This is a genomic window from Streptomyces cellostaticus (assembly GCF_023630175.1).
Classification (GTDB): Bacteria; Actinomycetota; Actinomycetes; order Streptomycetales; family Streptomycetaceae; genus Streptomyces; species Streptomyces cellostaticus_A.
Genome location: NZ_JALLIN010000021.1, coordinates 42,455 through 59,101, shown reverse-complemented (window position 1 = coordinate 59,101; position 16,647 = coordinate 42,455). Strand labels below are relative to the sequence as shown.

Below are 16,647 nucleotides of genomic sequence, written 5' to 3'. Positions count from 1 at the left end.
AGGACGACACGGTGGCCGGCGACAAGCAGCAGGCGGAGACGGCGGTGCCCGCCGAGGCACGGGAGAAGCACGCGCAGCTCGCCGAGCAGATCGAGGAGCACCGCTTCCGGTACTACGTGAAGGACGCCCCGGTCGTCAGCGACGCCGAGTTCGACCGGCTCCTGAGGAGCCTGGAGGCGCTGGAGGAACGGTACCCGGAGCTGCGCACGCCGGACTCGCCGACCCAGAAGGTCGCCGGGTCCTACGCGACGGAGTTCACCGCGGTCGAGCACCGCGAGCGGATGCTGTCCCTGGACAACACCTTCAACGACGACGAGCTCGCCGCCTGGGCCGACCGCGTCGCCAGGGAACTGGGCGAGCAGGAGTACCACTTCCTGTGCGAGCTGAAGGTCGACGGCCTCGCCGTGAACCTCACCTACGAGAACGGCCGCCTCACGCGCGCGGCGACCCGCGGCGACGGCCGCACCGGCGAGGACATCACGCCCAACGTCCGCACGATCGCGGACGTCCCGGACCGCCTGAAGGGGGACGACGTCCCCGCCCTGGTCGAGATCCGCGGCGAGGTCTACTTCCCGATGGAGAAGTTCCTCGCACTCAACGAGCGCCTGGTCGCGGCCGGGGACAAGCCCTTCGCCAACCCCCGCAACGCCGCCGCCGGCTCACTGCGCCAGAAGGATCCGCGCGTCACCGCCACCCGCCCGCTGCGCATGGTCGTGCACGGCATCGGCGCCCTGGAGGGCTTCACGGGCATGACCCGTCTCTCCCAGGCCTACGACCTGCTGAAGACCTGGGGGCTGCCCACGTCCCGGCACAACCGCGTGGTCGACGACCTCGACGGTGTACGGGAGTTCATCGCCCACTACGGCGAGAACCGGCACTCCGTGGAACACGAGATCGACGGTGTCGTCGTCAAGCTGGACGAACTGCGCCTCCAGGGGCGCCTCGGCTCCACGGCGCGGGCGCCGCGCTGGGCGATCGCCTACAAGTACGCCCCGGAAGAGGTCAACACCAAGCTCATCGACATCAAGGTGGGCGTCGGCCGCACCGGCCGTGTGACGCCGTACGCCCAGGTCGAGCCGGTCACGGTCGCGGGCAGCGAGGTCGAGTTCGCCACCCTGCACAACCAGGAGGTCGTCAAGGCCAAGGGCGTGCTCATCGGCGACACCGTCGTCCTGCGCAAGGCCGGTGACGTCATCCCCGAGATCCTCGGCCCGGTGGCCGATCTGCGGGACGGCGGCGAGCGGGAGTTCGTGATGCCGGCCGAGTGCCCCGAGTGCGGCACCCCGCTGCGGCCCATGAAGGAGGGCGACATCGACCTGCGCTGTCCCAACGCCCGTACCTGCCCGGCCCAGTTGCGCGGGCGGGTGTCCTATCTCGCCGGCCGCGAGTGCCTGGACATCGAGCACTTCGGCGACGTGGCCGCCGCGGCGCTCACCCAGCCGCTGGAGCCGGCCGACCCGCCGCTGGTCGACGAGGGCGACCTCTTCGACCTGACGGTGGAGAAGCTGCTGCCCATCAGGGCCTACGTGCTGGACCCGGACAGCGGCCTGCCCAAGAGGGACCCCAGGACCGGTGAGGACAAGGTCGTCGCGGTCTTCGCCAACCAGAAGGGCGAGCCGAAGAAGAACACGCTGGCGCTGCTGGAGAACATCGAGGCGGCGAAGGCCCGTCCGCTCGCCCGCTTCCTGAACGGGCTCTCCATCCGGCACGTCGGTCCGGTCGCGGCACAGGCCCTCGCGCGCGAGTTCCGCTCGGCCGACCGCATCGAACAGGCCACCCAGGAGGAGCTGGCCGCCACCGACGGCGTCGGTCCCATCATCGCCGCCGCCCTGAAGGAATGGTTCGCCGAGGACTGGCACCGCGAGATCGTCCGCAAGTGGAAGGCCGCCGGGGTTCCGCTGGAGGACGCGTCGTCCGGCGAGGACGAGGGCCCGCGTCCGCTGGAGGGACTCACCGTCGTCGTCACCGGCACCCTGGAGAACTTCACCCGCGACGGCGCCAAGGAGGCACTGCAGAGCCGCGGCGCCAAGGTGACCGGTTCGGTCTCCAAGAAGACCTCGTTCGTGGTCGTCGGGGACAACCCGGGATCGAAGTACGACAAGGCGATGCAGCTCAAGGTTCCGGTCCTGAACGAGGCCGGATTCGGCGTCCTGTTGGAGGAGGGCCCCGGAGCGGCGGCCGAAGTCGCGCTTCCGACCGAGGAGTAGCGGTTGAAGGCCACCCGATCGGTGCATATCAGATGCATACGGGTGGCCCGGGCGCATTCGGGCAACCGTCGACGACCGCTGCCCGAGGAAGCCTTCAGCGGCCTACTGTTGAGCTGTGCGCCTGCCGTGCCGAGCTGCGGTCGGGGCATCCCCCTGCCCCCAGGGGCGTGGGGAAAGGATTGTTCAACGCGGAGCCGCTGATGGTTGTCGGGCACCGGGCCGCGTGGCGTGGGCACCGCCGGCTGTGAGAGGGACGGGAATGGAACCGACCGAGAGCGCCGCCGCGCGCGTACGGCTGCGCCTGCGCCGTGCGGGCGCGTGGCGGGGGACCCGGTGGACGGGGCGGGGCGCCGCCGGCACCCCCGCCCGGCCCCGCCCGGCCCAGGCGGGCGCCGCGCCCGAGTCGCACCCCGCGGTCCCGCCGGCCGTCGAGGCCGCCCGGACACCACCCGGCGACGACCCCGAACGCCGCCCGCCGTGGCCCGCGTCGCACGCGGCCCTGGTGGCCGCCGCCGCGCTCGCCCTGACCGCGGGCTTCGCCCGCGCCTTCGCCGGCCATCACGCCCTGTTCCCCTGCGAGACGCCGGGCTGGTCGCTGGCCGTGCTCACCGGCATCATCGTCGGCCACCTGGTGATGCTCGGCCGCGCCCGCTGGTGGGGCGGCACGGGCTCCGGCGCCGCCCTCACCCTGGCCGTCCTGCTGCTGTACGGCTGGATGCCGGCCGGGATGGTCAGCCTCACCGTCGTCGTCCTGGTCGGCACCGCCAGACGGCAGCGCTGGCGGCAGGGCGTGCTGCACGGCGCGGTCGACATCCTCGGGATCAGCGCCGGCGCCCTGGTGCTCGGCCTCCTCGGGCGCGTGCCGAGCGTCGAGGAGCCCTGGCGGCCGGAGAGCTGGGGCATCGCCACCGCACCGGAGGTGGTCCTCGTCGCGGCCGCCTACCTCGCGGTCAGCCGCGGCCTGCTGTGGTACTCGCACGCCCCGCGCGGCGGCCCCCTGCCCACCGTGGCCCGCCCCGCCCTGGTCCGGCAGGGCCTGCTCGCCGTGGCGCTGCTCGGCATCGCCCCGCTGGTGTGCGTGGTCGCCGACGCCCGGCCGGTCCTGCTGCCGCTGTTCGCGATCCCGCTGATCGCCCTCGACTCCACGCTGTGGATGGCCCGGGCCCGCGCCGAGGAGCAGTTGCGCGATCCGCTCACCGGGCTGCCCAACCGGCAGTGGCTGCTGGACCGGATCTGGACCGCCCTGGACGACGCCGAGCGGATCGGCGCCCGCGCCGCGCTCATGCTGATCGACCTCGACCGGTTCCGTTCGGTGAACGACACCCTCGGCCATCTCGCGGGCGACCGGCTGCTGCTGCAGATCGCCGACCGGCTCCGGCAGGCCCTGCCGCGCGGCGCGGAGGCCGCCCGGCTCGGCGGCGACGAGTTCGCCGTCTTACTGCCCGTCGCCGACTCCACCACCTCCGCCACCCGCGTCGCCCGCGGCCTGGTCACGGAACTCAGCTCCCCGCTCGACCTCGACGGGCTGACCCTGGTCCTGGAGGCCAGCGCGGGTGTCGCCGTGTTCCCCGATCACGCGCTGGACGCCGAAGGGCTGCTGCGGCGGGCGGACGTGGCGATGTACCAGGCGAAGCGGGACCGCACCGGAGTCGAGGTCTACGAGTCCAAACGGGACTCCAACACCCCCGACCGGCTGGGGCTGCTGGGCGATCTGCGCCGGGCGCTGGACGCCCACGAGGTGCAGCTGCACTACCAGCCCAAGGTGCGCTTCGACGGGCAGGTCGCCGGCCTCGAGGCGCTGGTCCGCTGGGTGCACCCCGAGCGCGGAAAGGTCCCGCCGGACGAGTTCATAGCGATCGCCGAGTCCTCCGGTCTGATGCCGCATCTGACGGAGTACGTGCTGGAGACCGCGCTCGGGCAGGTCGCCGCCTGGCGGGCGCAGGGGCTGTGCGTGCCGGTGGCGGTCAACGTCTCCCCGCGCGACGTGCACACGCCCGGTTTCGCCGGCTCGGTCGCCGCCCGGCTGGCGCGGCACGGGGTCCCGGCCGGGGCGCTGCAGCTGGAGATCACCGAGCACGTGCTGCTGGAGGACCCGCAGCGGGCCGCCGACACCCTCGCCGCGCTCACCGGGCACGGTGTGAAGATGTCCCTGGACGACTTCGGCACCGGGTACTCCTCGCTGGTGCACCTGCGCCGGCTCCCCGTCAGCGAGCTGAAGATCGACCGCTCCTTCGTGGCCCGGCTCGCCGTGGACACCGAGGACGCCGAGATCGTGCGCTGCACGGTCGACCTGGCGCATTCGCTGGGGCTGCTCGTCGTGGCCGAGGGCGTGGAGGACGACGAGACCTGGGAACGGCTGCGGGACCTCGGCTGCGACGCCGTGCAGGGATGGCTGGTCGCCGCGGCGATGCCGCCGGACGAGACGACCGCCTGGCTGCGCGCCCGCGGGTCGCGCGGCTGGCAGCGGCCGCGGGCCGCGCTGCCGGCCGCCGAGTAGCGCCCGGCCGCGGATCAGCTTGCGGCGAAGTGCCCGACCAGCAGGGCCAGTCTGCGCTCGTGCGCCTCCTCGGGCAGCCGTCCGCTGCGCATCAGCGTGGCCAGCCCGTGCAGGGCCGCCCAGAACGTCTCCGTGAGCAGCCCCGGCTCGTCGCCCTCCACCGCGACCGGCTCCACCGCGAGCAGCAGCTCCCCGAACGCCTCCTGCAGCGGCGCGGGGGCCTCCGGCGTGGCGAACGGCAGGTCCACCAGGTGGGTGAACATCGCGTCGTAGAGGGCCGGCCGGCGCCGCGCGAAGGACGTGTAGGTCCGCGCCACCGCCGCCAGTGACTCCCGCGGGTCCCGCGGGTCCCGCACCCCCGCGCGTGCCGTGCGCAGTTCGGCCGCCAGGTCGGCGCAGCCCTGCACCGCGACCGCGGCCATGATCGCGCCCTTGCCCTTGAAGTGGCTGTAGAGGACCGGCTGGCTGTACTCGATCTCGGCGGCCAGCCGGCGCGTGGTGACCGCGTCCCAGCCCTCCGCCTCGGCGAGTTCCCGTGCGGCCGTGACGATCAGCCGCTCGCGTTCCGCTCGTTCGCGCTCCCGGCGCGTCTGGATCGACATGACCGCGATTCTAGCATCGCTAGCGTTTCTGCTGCCGCTCTGCTAGCTTCGCTTGCATCACTAGCGCTGCTAGCAAGGAGAGATGACATGACCGTCACCGCGTACACCCTGGCTGTCGTGCTCGACCTGTTCTGCCTGTTCCTCGGCTACCGCTTCCTGTTCCGGCCCGGGCCCGCCGCGGCCGGCTACGGAGTGCCGGCCGACCCGGCCGGCGACGCCGGGGCGTACCTCACGATCAAGGGCCTCAGGGACGGCGTCCTCGGCGTGGTGGGCCTGGCGCTGCTGGCCTTCGCCGGAGCGCGGGCCGAGGCCTGGTTCATGGTGTGCGTGGCGCTCGTACCGCTCGGTGACACGCTGATAGTCCTGCGGCACGGTGGTGCGCGGGCCGTCGCGTTCGGGGTCCACTTCGCCACGGCGGTGGTCGTGCTGATCAGCGCCGCCCTGCTCTTCCTCGTCTGACCACGGCACCACCGTCACCAGGGGGGTTCGAAGATGTCGCTGTTCGTTCCGGAGTTCGACGAGACCGTGGTCGTCCGCGCGGCCGGGGCCGAGGTGGTCGGCCGCGCGCCCACCACCGTCCGCCTGCTGGCCGACAGCGGCGCGACCGGAGGCGCCCTGTCCACCCAGCGGGTCACCCTCCGGGAGGGCGCCGACGGCGCCGGACCGCACCGGCACGACCACTCCGCCGAGATGTTCTTCCTGCTGGACGGCGCCGCCGACATCCTCTCCGGCGACGGCGTCGTCACCGCCGGCCCGGGCGACCTCGTCGTCGTCCCGCCCGGCCGGCCGCACGCCTTCGCCGCCGTGCCCGGAGCCGACGCCGACCTGCTCATCGTCCTCACTCCGGGCGTCGAACGCTTCGAGTACTTCCGGCACCTCCAGCGCATCGCCCTCGGCGAGGCCGCCCCCGAGAGCCTGCTGGAGGTACAGGAGCTGTACGACAACCACTTCCTGAGGAGCCGGGCCCGGGACACCCGGCGCCACGCAGCGGGCGAGCGGGCCGCCGAAGGGTGAGGGCGCGGGCCAGGGGGGCGTGGCCGATCCGTTTCACGGGCACGGCCCGCCGCCCCATAGGATTGGCCCCAAACCACACACACTCACCCCAGAGGATCGCTGCATGCCTGGCATCACGCGCGAGGAGGTCGCCCACCTCGCCCGGCTGGCGCGTCTGGAGCTGAAGCCCGAAGAACTCGATCACTTCGCGGTCCAGCTCGACGACATCATCGGCGCGGTCGCCCGCGTCAGCGAGGTCGCCGACCAAGACGTACCGCCGACCTCCCACCCGCTGCCGCTGACGAACGTCATGCGCGCGGACGAGGTCCGTCCCTCGCTCACCCCCGCGCAGGCGCTCTCCGGCGCCCCGGCCCAGGAGCAGCAGCGTTTCAAGGTGCCGCAGATCCTGGGGGAGGACTGACCATGACGGCCAAGAACATCGAACACTGCATCAGGCTGACGGCCGCCGAGACCGCCGAGAAGATCGCCTCCGGCGAGCTCACGGCCGTCGAGGTCACCGAGGCCCACCTCGCCCGCATCGAGGCCGTCGACGAGAAGGTGCACGCCTTCCTGCACGTCGACCGTGAGGGCGCCCTCGCCCAGGCCCGCGCCGTGGACGAGAAGCGGGCCCGGGGGGAGAAGCTCGGCCCGCTGGCCGGCGTCCCGCTCGCGCTCAAGGACATCTTCACCACCGAGGGTGTGCCGACCACGGTCGGCTCCAAGATCCTCGAGGGCTGGATCCCGCCGTACGACGCGACGCTCACCAAGCGGCTGAAGGCCGCCGACGTCGTCATCCTCGGCAAGACCAACATGGACGAGTTCGCCATGGGCTCCTCCACCGAGAACAGCGCGTACGGCCCGACCGGCAACCCCTGGGACCTCACCAGGATCCCCGGCGGCTCCGGCGGCGGTTCCTCCGCGGCGCTCGCCTCCTTCCAGGCCCCGCTCGCCATCGGCACCGACACCGGCGGCTCCATCCGCCAGCCGGCCGCCGTCACCGGCACGGTCGGCGTGAAGCCGACCTACGGCGCGGTCTCCCGCTACGGCATGGTCGCCTTCTCCTCCTCCCTCGACCAGGGCGGCCCCTGCGCCCGCACGGTCCTGGACGCGGCCCTGCTGCACGAGGTCATCGCCGGGCACGACCCGCTGGACTCCACCTCCATCGACGCCCCGGTCCCCCCGGTGGTCGAGGCCGCGCGCAACGGCAGCGTCGCGGGCATGCGGGTCGGTGTCGTCAAGCAGTTCCGCGGCGAGGGCTACCAGGCCGGTGTCGTGCAGCGCTTCGACGAGTCGGTGGAACTGCTGAAGGAGCTGGGCGCCGAGATCGTCGAGCTGGACTGCCCGTCCTTCGACCTCGCGCTCTCCGCGTACTACCTGATCGCGCCCTCCGAGTGCTCCTCCAACCTCGCCCGCTTCGACGGCCTGCGCTACGGCCTCAGGACCGGCGACGACGGCGGACACTCGGCCGAGGAGGTCACCTCCCTCACCCGCGAGGCGGGCTTCGGCCCCGAGGTCAAGCGGCGCGTCATGCTCGGCACCTACGCCCTGTCGAGCGGCTACTACGACGCCTACTACGGCTCCGCGCAGAAGGTCCGCACGCTCATCACGCGTGACTTCGAGAAGGCCTTCGAGCAGGTCGACGTCATCGTGTCGCCGACCACGCCGACCACCGCCTTCGCGATCGGCGAACGCGCCGACGACCCGATGGCGATGTACCTGGCCGACCTGTGCACCATCCCGACCAACCTGGCGGGCAACGCGGCCATGTCGCTGCCCTGCGGCCTCGCCCCGGAGGACAACCTCCCGGTGGGCCTGCAGATCATCGCCCCGGCGCTCAAGGACGACCGGCTGTACAAGGTCGGAGCCGCCGTCGAGGCCGCCTTCGTGGAAAGGTGGGGGCACCCGCTGATCGAGGAGGCTCCGTCGCTGTGAGCGCACTGAACAAGGCCAAGGGCTTCAAGAAGTCGAAGTCCGGCACCTATCTGTCGATGGCCGGGACCGCGTTCAGCGCGCTCGGCGTGGCCAAGCAGATCAAGAAGGCGCGCGCCGAGCAGGACACGCTGCGGCTGATCGACGCCACCGTGTCCGCCGTCGCGATCGTCACCGGCCTCGCCATCCTCTACCGCGAGCTGAAGCGGCTGGGCGACGACGACGTCCTGCTGGGCTGAGAGGGAAGTTTTCACCGTGACCACCACGACCGACCTGGTGTCGTACGAGGACGCGCTGGCGTCGTACGACCCCGTCATGGGCCTCGAGGTCCATGTCGAACTCGGCACCAAGACCAAGATGTTCTGCGGGTGCTCGACCGAGCTGGGCGCCGAGCCCAACTCGCAGACCTGCCCGGTCTGCCTCGGCCTGCCCGGCGCACTCCCGGTCGTCAACGCGACCGGCGTCGAGTCCGCGATCAAGATCGGTCTCGCGCTCAACTGCGAGATCGCCGAATGGTGCCGCTTCGCCCGGAAGAACTACTTCTATCCGGACATGCCGAAGAACTTCCAGACCTCCCAGTACGACGAGCCGATCGCCTTCAACGGCTACCTCGACGTGCAGTTGGAGGACGGCGAGACCTTCCGGGTGGAGATCGAGCGCGCCCACATGGAGGAGGACACCGGCAAGTCGACGCACGTCGGCGGCGCCACCGGCCGTATCCACGGCGCGTCCCACTCGCTGCTGGACTACAACCGCGCGGGCATCCCGCTCATCGAGATCGTCACCAAGCCGATCGAAGGCGCCGGTGAGCGCGCCCCCGAGGTCGCCCGGGCGTACGTCCGTGAACTGCGCGAGCTCATCAAGGCGCTCGGTGTCTCCGAGGCCCGCATGGAGATGGGCCAGATGCGCTGCGACGTCAACCTGTCGCTGCGCCCGAACGGCACCGAGAAGTTCGGCACGCGTTCCGAGACGAAGAACGTCAACTCGCTGCGGTCCGTGGAGCGCGCGGCCCGCTTCGAGATCCAGCGGCACGCGGCCGTGCTGTCGTCCGGCGGCACGATCGTGCAGGAGACCCGGCACTTCCACGAGGACACCGGGTCCACCACCTCGGGCCGGGTCAAGGAGGAGGCCGAGGACTACCGGTACTTCCCGGAGCCCGACCTCGTCCCCGTCGCCCCGGCCCGCGAGTGGGTCGAGCAGATCCGCGCCGCGCTGCCGGAGATGCCGCTGGCCCGCCGCACCCGGCTGCTCGCCGAGTGGGGCATCTCGGCCACCGACATGCAGGCGATCCTGAACGCCGGCGCGCTGGAGCCGATCGTCGCCACGATCGACGCCGGTGCCGACGCGGCCTCCGCCCGCAAGTGGTGGATGGGCGAACTGGCGCGCAGCGCCAACGAGTCGGGCAAGGCGCTGGACGAGCTGGCCATCACGCCGCAGCAGGTCGCCCGGGTCACCGAGCTGGTGAACTCCGGCGACCTGAACGACAAGCTGGCCCGCCAGGTCATCGAGGGCGTCCTCGCGGGCGAGGGCACTCCGGACCAGGTGGTCGACAAGCGCGGTCTGAAGGTCGTCTCCGACGAGGGCGCGCTGACCGCCGCCGTCGACGAGGCCATCGCCGGCAACCCGGGCGTCGCCGACAAGATCCGCGGCGGCAAGGTGGCCGCGGCCGGTGCCCTGGTCGGCGCGGTCATGAAGGCCACCCGGGGGCAGGCGGACGCGGCCCGCGTCAAGGAGCTGATCCTCGAGAAGCTGGGCGTCAGCGAGGGCTGAGCCATCACCGCGACGGCCCCGGAGGCAGTGTCCTCCGGGGCCGTCGCGCCGTGCCCGGCCGGTTCGGGCCGACCGGGCGCCCGCCGGGGGCACGGCCCCGCACCGGTGGGGGACGGCGAACGCTGTACGCTCACCCGCCATGAGTGGACGTACCGATTCCGACGCCGAACCCGCCATAGCCGAGGCGGACGCGCCGGAGGAACCGGACGCGCCGCACGGCCACGTCGCCGACGCCCAGGACGTCGCCGACGACGAGGACGCCGAGGACGCCGAGGACGCCGATGGGGCCCGCAGGGCCCGGTGGACCGCGGCCGGCACCGGAGGTCTGCTCTGCCTCGCGGGCTGCGCCGCCGCGCTGCTCCGGCTCACCGGCTCGGCCCCGGCCCTCGTCCCCGTCGCCTACGCCGTCGGCGCCGCCCCGTGCGCCCTCGCAGCCGTCCTCGGCGCCCGCGGCCGTACCCGCCGGTCCCTGTGGCTGCTGGTCGCCGGCACGGCCGTCATGGCCCTCGGAGACCAGTTCGACTGAGCGCGGCCCGCGCATGAGAGGGTGAGCGACGTCCGGACGGCGGTACAGCGGGAGGAGCGGCAGCGCGATGTACGCGAGGTCCCTGGGTGACGACGGTGCCGAACTGCGGCCCCTGGAGGTCTGGCACGCGGCGGACCTGCTCGCCAACATCGACCGGGGACGTGAGTTCATCGGGCGGCACGTCGGCCTGCCGGACGTGGTGACCGACCTGGACGCCGCCCGTGCGTACCTCGCCTCGTACGCCGAGAAGCGCGGTGCCGACACCGGCAGCCTGCACGGGGTGTGGCTGGACGGGAGGCTGGCCGGGGGACTGCTGTTCCGGGTGTGGGACACCCCCAGCGGGGTCTGCGAGGCGGGCTGCTGGCTGGAACCGGCGGCGGCCGGGCGGGGCCTGGTCACGCGCGGCATGCGAGTGCTGCTGGACTGGGCGTTCGAGGAGCGCGCCATGCACCGGGTGGAGTGGCACGTGTCGACGGCCAACGGGCCCAGCATCGGCGTGGCCCGGCGCCTCGGCATGACCAGGGAGGGCGTGCTGCGGGAGAACTACCCGTACCGGGGCGTGCGCACGGACACCGAGATCTGGTCGGTGCTGGCGCCCGAGTGGCGTGCGGCACGCGCGCGTACCGCGCCCGACGATCATTAAGAGACCTCTCAGACGGCATCCGTACGGTGCCGGGCATGGCTACGAACACACAGGACGTCGACAGGACCGACGACGAGCCGGCGGCCGGGAGGACCACGGCCGCCGCCGGGGCGGACACCGTGTCCGCAGCGGACGGCACGGGCCCGGCCGGGCAGCCGGCCGGGAACGGCGAGGAGACGCGGGGGACCGGGGGAGCACCTCGGGCCGGGGACCGGGAGGAGCCCGCGGGGCCCGAGGACTCCGGGGAGCCCGCAGGACCCGAGGACTCCGATGAGCCCGACGCGGTCGACGAGGAGCCCGCGCGGAAGGCGCCCTCCGAGGTCGGGCTGGGCGCCGGAGCCGTGGTCTCCGCCGCACTGGGGCTGGTCTCCCTCACCGGTGGCTGGATCGGCACCGTCGCTGCCGCCCGCGAGACCCTGGTCGGCCAGCTCCGGACCTCCTCCGGCGCGAGCGTCGCCCAGCAGATCAAGGAGGTGTACGGCGACGCGTGGCACACCACCGCCCTGTGGGCCGGCCTGTTCGCGCTGGCCGCGCTCATCACCGGCGTGGTCGTGCTCGTCCGGCCCGCGTTCGGCGCGCCCGGCCGTCCGTCGGCCGCCTGGATCCGCTCGGTCGCGTGGGGCGGGGTCTCGCTCGGCGTCGTCGGCCTGCTGCTGGCCGTCCTGAAGTACTCCGACGCGCTGCTCGCCCTGCCCTCCGCGGGCTGAGAACGCGCGGATCCACGGGGGCCTTAGGGAATCCCTGAGCACCTTAGGGAGAGCCCCTGGGGCCCCTTACCCGCGTCCGGGTCCGGTGACCGGCCCCAGGATGCGGAAGTCTCCCGATGTGGCGGACCCCCCTGGGGGACGAGTGTGGAGGCATCGCGACGAGCGAAGCCGACACCGGCCTCCGAAAGGACCACGCCATGCACGAGTTCGAGACCCACCGGATCCGTCACGCCGAGCTGCGCCGCGCGGCCGACCGGGAGCGCCTGGCCCGCGCGGCCGCCGGCGCCCGGCGCGCCGCGCGCCGCGAGGAGACGGCGCCGCTCGGCGCCCCCGGCGCCGAACCCCATACCGATCGCCCCCGCCGGCACCGGCTCCCGCGCACCGCGTGAGCGCCGGGCCGGTGGGCGCCGGCACCAGCGCCGTCCGCTCCGGTGCCGGCGCCGGAGCGGACGGCGGTTCTGGCACGGCCATCCCGATTATTCGTACGACCATCGCACCGGGACTGTGGAAAACGGGTCCCGCGCCCCTTGGACCTCGTGCGATGCTCGGGCCCGTGGAGAACAGGTCCGTCAGTCCCGTGTTCGTCGGCCGCGCCGACGAGTTGGACACCTTGAACGACGCGCTCGCCCGTGCCGCCGCGGGCGAGCCGCAGGCGCTGCTGCTCGGCGGTGAGGCGGGGGTCGGCAAGACCCGCCTCGTCGAGGAGTTCGCCGCCGTCGCCGGCCGGCGGTCCGCGGTCGTCGCCGTCGGCGGCTGTGTGGAGATCGGCGCCGACGGGCTGCCCTTCGCCCCCTTCTCCAGCGCGCTGCGCGCCCTGCGCGACGCCCTGCCGGGGGAGTTCGCCGCCGCCGCGGCCGGACAGGAGGAGGAACTGGCCCGGCTGCTGCCCGAACTCGGCGAGGCCGCCTCCAGCCGCCACGACGAGCAGGGCACCGCCCGCCTCTTCGAGCTCACCGCCCGGCTGCTGGAGCGGGCCGCCGCCGAGCGCACGGTCGTCCTCGTCCTGGAGGACCTGCACTGGGCCGACGCCTCGACCCGCCACCTGCTCGCCTACCTCTTCCGTACCCTGCGCAGCGGCCACCTCCTGGTCCTGGCCACCTACCGCGCGGACGACGTCCACCGCCGCCACCCGCTGCGCCCCCTGCTCGCCGAACTCGACCGGCTGCGCACCGTCCGCCGCCTCGAACTCGCCCGGTTCAGCCGCGAGGAGGTGGCCCGCCAGGTCGCCGGCATCCTCGCCGCCGAACCCGACCCCGCCCAGGTCGACGCCATCTTCGAACGCTCCGACGGCAACGCCTTCTTCGTCGAGGAACTGGCCGTCGCCGCCTGCGAGGGCTGCTGCACCGGGCTCTCCGACTCCCTGCGCGACCTGCTCCTGGTCCGGGTCGAGAAACTCCCCGAGAGCGCCCAGCGGGTCGCCCGGATCGTCGCCGAGGGGGGCTCCACCGTGGAGTACCCGCTGGTCGCCGCCGTCGCCCGGTTCGCCGAGGACGACCTCATCGAGGCACTGCGGGCCGCCGTGGGCGCCAACATCCTGACCGCCACCCCGGACGGCGACGGCTACCGCTTCCGGCACGCCCTGGTCCGGGAGGCCGTCGCCGACGACCTGCTGCCCGGCGAACGCTCCCGCCTGAACCGCCGCTACGCAGAGGCCCTGGAGGCCGACCCCTCGCTCGTTCCCGCGGGCGCCCGCGTGATGCGCCTGGCCAGCTACTGGTACCACGCCCACGATCCCGCCAAGGCGCTGCCCGCGGTCCTCGAAGCCTCCGTCGTGGCCCGCCGCCGGCATGCCTACACCGAGCAACTGCGGCTCCTGGAGCGGGCGATGGAGCTGTGGGACACCGTGCCCGGGGAGGTCCGCTCCGCTCTGCGCCCGGTCGACTACACCGGCGCCTACCCCCCGTGCGGCTGCGACCCGGCCACCACCCCGCTGTGCTACCTCGACCTGATGGCCGAGGCCGCGGTCGCGAGCCGCTTCGGCGGCGAACGCGAACGTGCCCTGAAGATCGTCAGGCGGGCCCTGCAACTGCTCGAGGAGGACCCGGACCCGTTGCGCGCCGCCTGGTTCTGGGTCCAGCGCTCCCGCCTGGTCCAGGCCCTGGCCCGCGGTGACGGATGGCCGGAACTGGCCACCGCGCAGGAACTGGTGCGGGGTCTGCCGCCCTCCGAGGTGCACGCCGAGGTGCTGACGGAGTCCGCGGGCTGGTCCATGCTGCACCGGCCCGGACCGGCGGCCCTCGCCGACGCCGAGCAGGCCGTCGAGTACGCGCGGATGGTGAACGCCCGCGAGATCGAGCTCAACGCCCGTCTCACCCTGGGCGGCCTCATGGTCGACGCCGGCGACGTCGAGGCCGGCCTGGCGGAGATGTCCCGGGTCAAGGAGGAGGCGATCGCCGAGGGGGCGTCCCGGGTGGCGGGCCGCGCCCATGTGAACCTGCCGGGCTCGCTGCAGTCCGTCGGCCGGGACCGCGACGCCGAGCCCATCCTGCGCGAGGGCATCGTCTTCACCCGCCGGTACGGGCTGCCCGACTCCCAGGCCTGGGTGTGGGGGAACCTCTCCGACGCGCTGTACTCGCTGGGCCGGTGGGAGGAGGCCGCCGAGGCGGCCGGACAGGCGATCCGTATCGGGCGAGGCGCCAAACCGCGGGGCTCGGGCGCCCTGCGCCTGGCCCACCTCGCCCTGGCCCACGGCGACGGCGCGGAGGCCGCCCGTCAGCTGGCCACCGCCCGCGCCCACTACGGCACCCGCGACCCGATGCCCCAGAACCGGTTGCCGCTGGCCCGCATCGCCGTGGGCGTCGCCGCCTGGGAGGGCCGGCTCCCCGACGCCCGCGCCGAGTTCCTGGGCGCCGTGGAGGCCGGCTTCCCGGTCGGCACCCAGCGCTACGCCTGGCCCCTGCTGCTGGCGATGGCCACCGCCGAGGCCGACGCCGGCACCCTGCCCGCCGCCGAAGCCGGGCGGGCCGACATGCTCGGCCGGATCGCCGGGGCGGCTCGCGGGCTCATCGCCGACGCCCCCCTGTGGCGCGCCTACGACGAGTGGACCCGCGCCGAACTCCTCCGGGCCGAGGGCCGGGACACCGACGGCACCTGGTCACCGGTGGTCACGGCCTTCGAGGGCCTGGACCGCCCCTACGACCTGGCCCGGGTCCGCCACCGCCTCGCCCAGGCGCTGCTGACCGACGGCGGCGAGGAGCACCGGGAGCGGGCCGTGGAACTGCTGAGACTGTCCGGAGCGGTCGCCGGGCACCTCGGCGCCCGCCCGCTCGCCGACGCGGTCGCCCGCCTCGGCCGGCGCGCCCGGCTCACCCTCGGCAACGCCCGGTGCCGGGTCCTCGGGCCCGCCGATCCGGTGTCGGCCCTCGGCCTCACCAGCCGGGAGCGCGACGTCCTGCGCCTGGTCTCGGCCGGCCGCACCAACCGCCAGATAGCCGAGGAGCTGTTCATCTCCCCGAAGACCGCGAGCGTGCACGTCTCCAACATCCTGTCCAAGCTCGGTGTCTCCGGCCGGGGCGAGGCGGCGGCGGTGGCCCACCGGCTGGGCATGTTCCCGCCGGACACCGAGGACCGGCTGGTGGCGGGATGAGGGCCGCGGGCGCGCGGGGGGCCGCTCAGCGGACCGCGACCTCCAGCACCCGGTCGTCCCCCTTCTTCGGCGACCCCCGGCCGTCGGTGTTGCTCGTGACCAGCCAGACCCTGCCTTTCCCGGCCGGGACGACGGTGCGCAGCCGGCCGTACTCGCCGGTGAGGAACGCCTCGGGGGCCGCCGAGGCGGCCGTGCCGCGCAGCGGGACGCGCCACAGCCGTTCGCCCTTCAGCCCGGCCATCCAGATCACTCCGTCGACCTGGGCGATCCCGCTCGGGGACGCCTCGTCGGTGTGCCACTGGGCCACCGGGTCGCGGAAGCCGGCGCCGGAGGACCGCCCCTCGGCGTCCGGCCAGCCGTAGTTGCCGCCCGGCACGATGGCGTTCAGCTCGTCCCAGGTGTCCTGGCCGAACTCCGAGGCGAACAGACGCTGCCTGGAGTCCCAGGCCAGCCCCTGGACGTTGCGGTGGCCGTAGGAGTACACGGGGGAGCCGGGGAGCGGGTTGCCGGGGGCCGGTTCGCCCTCCGGGGTCAGCCGGAGGATCTTGCCGCCCAGTGACTTCCTGTCCTGGGCGAGCCCGCGGTCGCCGCTCTCGCCCGTGCCCGCGTACAGCATCCGGTCCGGGCCGAAGGCGATCCGGCCGCCGTTGTGGATGACCCCCTTGGGGATGCCCTTGAAGACCGTGTCCGGGGCGCCCAGTTGCTCGCCGGCCGGCTTCCCCGCGTCGTACAGCAGGCGGACGATGCGGTTGTCCGAGACCGAGGTGAAGTAGGCGTAGATCATGTGGTCCGAGGCGAAGCCGGGGGAGAGGGCGATGCCGAGCAGGCCGCCCTCTCCCTCCGGGGCGACCCCGGAGACCGTGCCCAGCTCGGTTCTGCGGCCGGTCCGCTCGTCGACGCGGGTGATCGTGCCGTCGTCCCGGGAGGAGACCAGCAGGCCGCCACCGGGGAGCGGGGCCAGGCCCCACGGCGTCCGCAGGCCCTCGGTGACGGTACGCAGCACCTTCACCGAGCCCTTGGCCGGCGGTGCCGACCCGGTGGCCCGGCCGGACGCGGCGGTGGCCGTCGCCCCGCCGCTCGGCGTGGTGCTCCCGCCGCCGGGGAAGCCCTGGCCGCCGGCGGAGCAGCCCGCCGTCAGCAGGAGCGCGGTAGCGGCCAACACGGCCGTCACAACTCGGCGTTGCACG

At 73.6% G+C, this 16,647-nt stretch carries 15 protein-coding genes; 13 read left to right on the top strand and 2 right to left on the bottom strand.

Annotation, left to right across the window (positions count from 1 at the left end; all coding sequences use genetic code 11):
• Window positions 1-11 precede the first annotated feature (11 nt).
• Complete coding sequence (gene ligA, locus MXD57_RS15440) at window positions 12-2,207, top strand: NAD-dependent DNA ligase LigA (RefSeq protein ID WP_250402002.1); 2,196 nt, start codon at window positions 12-14, stop codon at window positions 2,205-2,207.
• 259 nt (window positions 2,208-2,466) lie between these two features.
• The gene (locus MXD57_RS15435) at window positions 2,467-4,704 is read left to right on the top strand and encodes a putative bifunctional diguanylate cyclase/phosphodiesterase (protein WP_250402001.1); all 2,238 of its coding nucleotides are present in this window, start codon (window positions 2,467-2,469) and stop codon (window positions 4,702-4,704) included.
• Between the two features lie 14 nt (window positions 4,705-4,718).
• Here MXD57_RS15435 and MXD57_RS15430 read toward each other — a convergent pair whose 3' ends face one another.
• Window positions 4,719-5,306, bottom strand: coding sequence for a TetR/AcrR family transcriptional regulator (locus MXD57_RS15430; protein ID WP_250402000.1), 588 nt, complete (start codon window positions 5,304-5,306; stop codon window positions 4,719-4,721).
• Between the two features lie 87 nt (window positions 5,307-5,393).
• On the opposite strand from MXD57_RS15430, the gene MXD57_RS15425 reads away from it, so the two are divergent.
• The 11 genes from MXD57_RS15425 (at window position 5,394) to MXD57_RS15375 (ending at window position 15,460) form a co-directional block, all read left to right on the top strand.
• Window positions 5,394-5,765, top strand: coding sequence for a DUF4267 domain-containing protein (locus MXD57_RS15425; RefSeq protein WP_250401999.1), 372 nt, complete (start codon window positions 5,394-5,396; stop codon window positions 5,763-5,765).
• Between the two features lie 33 nt (window positions 5,766-5,798).
• A complete protein-coding gene (locus MXD57_RS15420; protein ID WP_250401998.1) occupies window positions 5,799-6,320 on the top strand; it encodes a cupin domain-containing protein in 522 nt (173 codons plus the stop codon).
• Between the two features lie 103 nt (window positions 6,321-6,423).
• Window positions 6,424-6,720, top strand: coding sequence for an Asp-tRNA(Asn)/Glu-tRNA(Gln) amidotransferase subunit GatC (gene gatC / locus MXD57_RS15415; protein ID WP_250401997.1), 297 nt, complete (start codon window positions 6,424-6,426; stop codon window positions 6,718-6,720).
• Window positions 6,721-6,722: 2 nt separating this feature from the next.
• Complete coding sequence (gene gatA / locus MXD57_RS15410; protein WP_250401996.1) at window positions 6,723-8,231, top strand: Asp-tRNA(Asn)/Glu-tRNA(Gln) amidotransferase subunit GatA; 1,509 nt, start codon at window positions 6,723-6,725, stop codon at window positions 8,229-8,231.
• Entirely contained in the window at window positions 8,228-8,467 is a 240-nt protein-coding gene (locus MXD57_RS15405; RefSeq protein WP_199212113.1) for a hypothetical protein, read from the top strand. The genes gatA and MXD57_RS15405 overlap by 4 nt, the downstream gene beginning before the upstream one ends.
• A 16-nt stretch (window positions 8,468-8,483) precedes the next feature.
• The gene (gene gatB / locus MXD57_RS15400; protein ID WP_250401995.1) at window positions 8,484-9,998 is read left to right on the top strand and encodes an Asp-tRNA(Asn)/Glu-tRNA(Gln) amidotransferase subunit GatB; all 1,515 of its coding nucleotides are present in this window, start codon (window positions 8,484-8,486) and stop codon (window positions 9,996-9,998) included.
• Window positions 9,999-10,137: 139 nt separating this feature from the next.
• Window positions 10,138-10,524: a hypothetical protein gene (locus MXD57_RS15395; protein ID WP_250401994.1), complete on the top strand. Its 387-nt coding sequence runs from the start codon at window positions 10,138-10,140 to the stop codon at window positions 10,522-10,524.
• A gap of 67 nt (window positions 10,525-10,591) precedes the next feature.
• Window positions 10,592-11,167 carry a GNAT family N-acetyltransferase gene (locus MXD57_RS15390; RefSeq protein ID WP_250401993.1) on the top strand — a complete coding sequence of 192 codons (576 nt, stop codon included), beginning with the start codon at window positions 10,592-10,594 and terminating at the stop codon, window positions 11,165-11,167.
• Between the two features lie 35 nt (window positions 11,168-11,202).
• The gene (locus MXD57_RS15385) at window positions 11,203-11,874 is read left to right on the top strand and encodes a hypothetical protein (RefSeq protein WP_250401992.1); all 672 of its coding nucleotides are present in this window, start codon (window positions 11,203-11,205) and stop codon (window positions 11,872-11,874) included.
• Window positions 11,875-12,071: 197 nt separating this feature from the next.
• Window positions 12,072-12,263, top strand: coding sequence for a hypothetical protein (locus MXD57_RS15380; RefSeq protein WP_250401991.1), 192 nt, complete (start codon window positions 12,072-12,074; stop codon window positions 12,261-12,263).
• 152 nt (window positions 12,264-12,415) lie between these two features.
• On the top strand, window positions 12,416-15,460 hold the full coding sequence (locus tag MXD57_RS15375) for a helix-turn-helix transcriptional regulator (RefSeq protein WP_250401990.1): 3,045 nt from the start codon (window positions 12,416-12,418) through the stop codon (window positions 15,458-15,460).
• A gap of 25 nt (window positions 15,461-15,485) precedes the next feature.
• Here the strand turns inward: MXD57_RS15375 and MXD57_RS15370 are convergent, their stop codons facing one another.
• A complete protein-coding gene (locus MXD57_RS15370) occupies window positions 15,486-16,631 on the bottom strand; it encodes a PQQ-dependent sugar dehydrogenase (protein WP_374114701.1) in 1,146 nt (381 codons plus the stop codon).
• Window positions 16,632-16,647: the final 16 nt, after the last annotated feature.

What these genes read in the sequence shown, in the direction of transcription:
- MXD57_RS15435 (WP_250402001.1), top strand. Translation starts at nt 2,467, where the DNA reads ATGGAACCGACCGAGAGCGCCGCCGCGCGCGTACGGCTGCGCCTGCGC.
- MXD57_RS15430 (WP_250402000.1), bottom strand. Translation starts at nt 5,306, where the DNA reads ATGTCGATCCAGACGCGCCGGGAGCGCGAACGAGCGGAACGCGAGCGG.
- MXD57_RS15425 (WP_250401999.1), top strand. Translation starts at nt 5,394, where the DNA reads ATGACCGTCACCGCGTACACCCTGGCTGTCGTGCTCGACCTGTTCTGC.
- MXD57_RS15420 (WP_250401998.1), top strand. Translation starts at nt 5,799, where the DNA reads ATGTCGCTGTTCGTTCCGGAGTTCGACGAGACCGTGGTCGTCCGCGCG.
- gatC (WP_250401997.1), top strand. Translation starts at nt 6,424, where the DNA reads ATGCCTGGCATCACGCGCGAGGAGGTCGCCCACCTCGCCCGGCTGGCG.
- gatA (WP_250401996.1), top strand. Translation starts at nt 6,723, where the DNA reads ATGACGGCCAAGAACATCGAACACTGCATCAGGCTGACGGCCGCCGAG.
- MXD57_RS15395 (WP_250401994.1), top strand. Translation starts at nt 10,138, where the DNA reads ATGAGTGGACGTACCGATTCCGACGCCGAACCCGCCATAGCCGAGGCG.
- MXD57_RS15390 (WP_250401993.1), top strand. Translation starts at nt 10,592, where the DNA reads ATGTACGCGAGGTCCCTGGGTGACGACGGTGCCGAACTGCGGCCCCTG.
- MXD57_RS15385 (WP_250401992.1), top strand. Translation starts at nt 11,203, where the DNA reads ATGGCTACGAACACACAGGACGTCGACAGGACCGACGACGAGCCGGCG.
- MXD57_RS15380 (WP_250401991.1), top strand. Translation starts at nt 12,072, where the DNA reads ATGCACGAGTTCGAGACCCACCGGATCCGTCACGCCGAGCTGCGCCGC.
- MXD57_RS15375 (WP_250401990.1), top strand. Translation starts at nt 12,416, where the DNA reads ATGCTCGGGCCCGTGGAGAACAGGTCCGTCAGTCCCGTGTTCGTCGGC.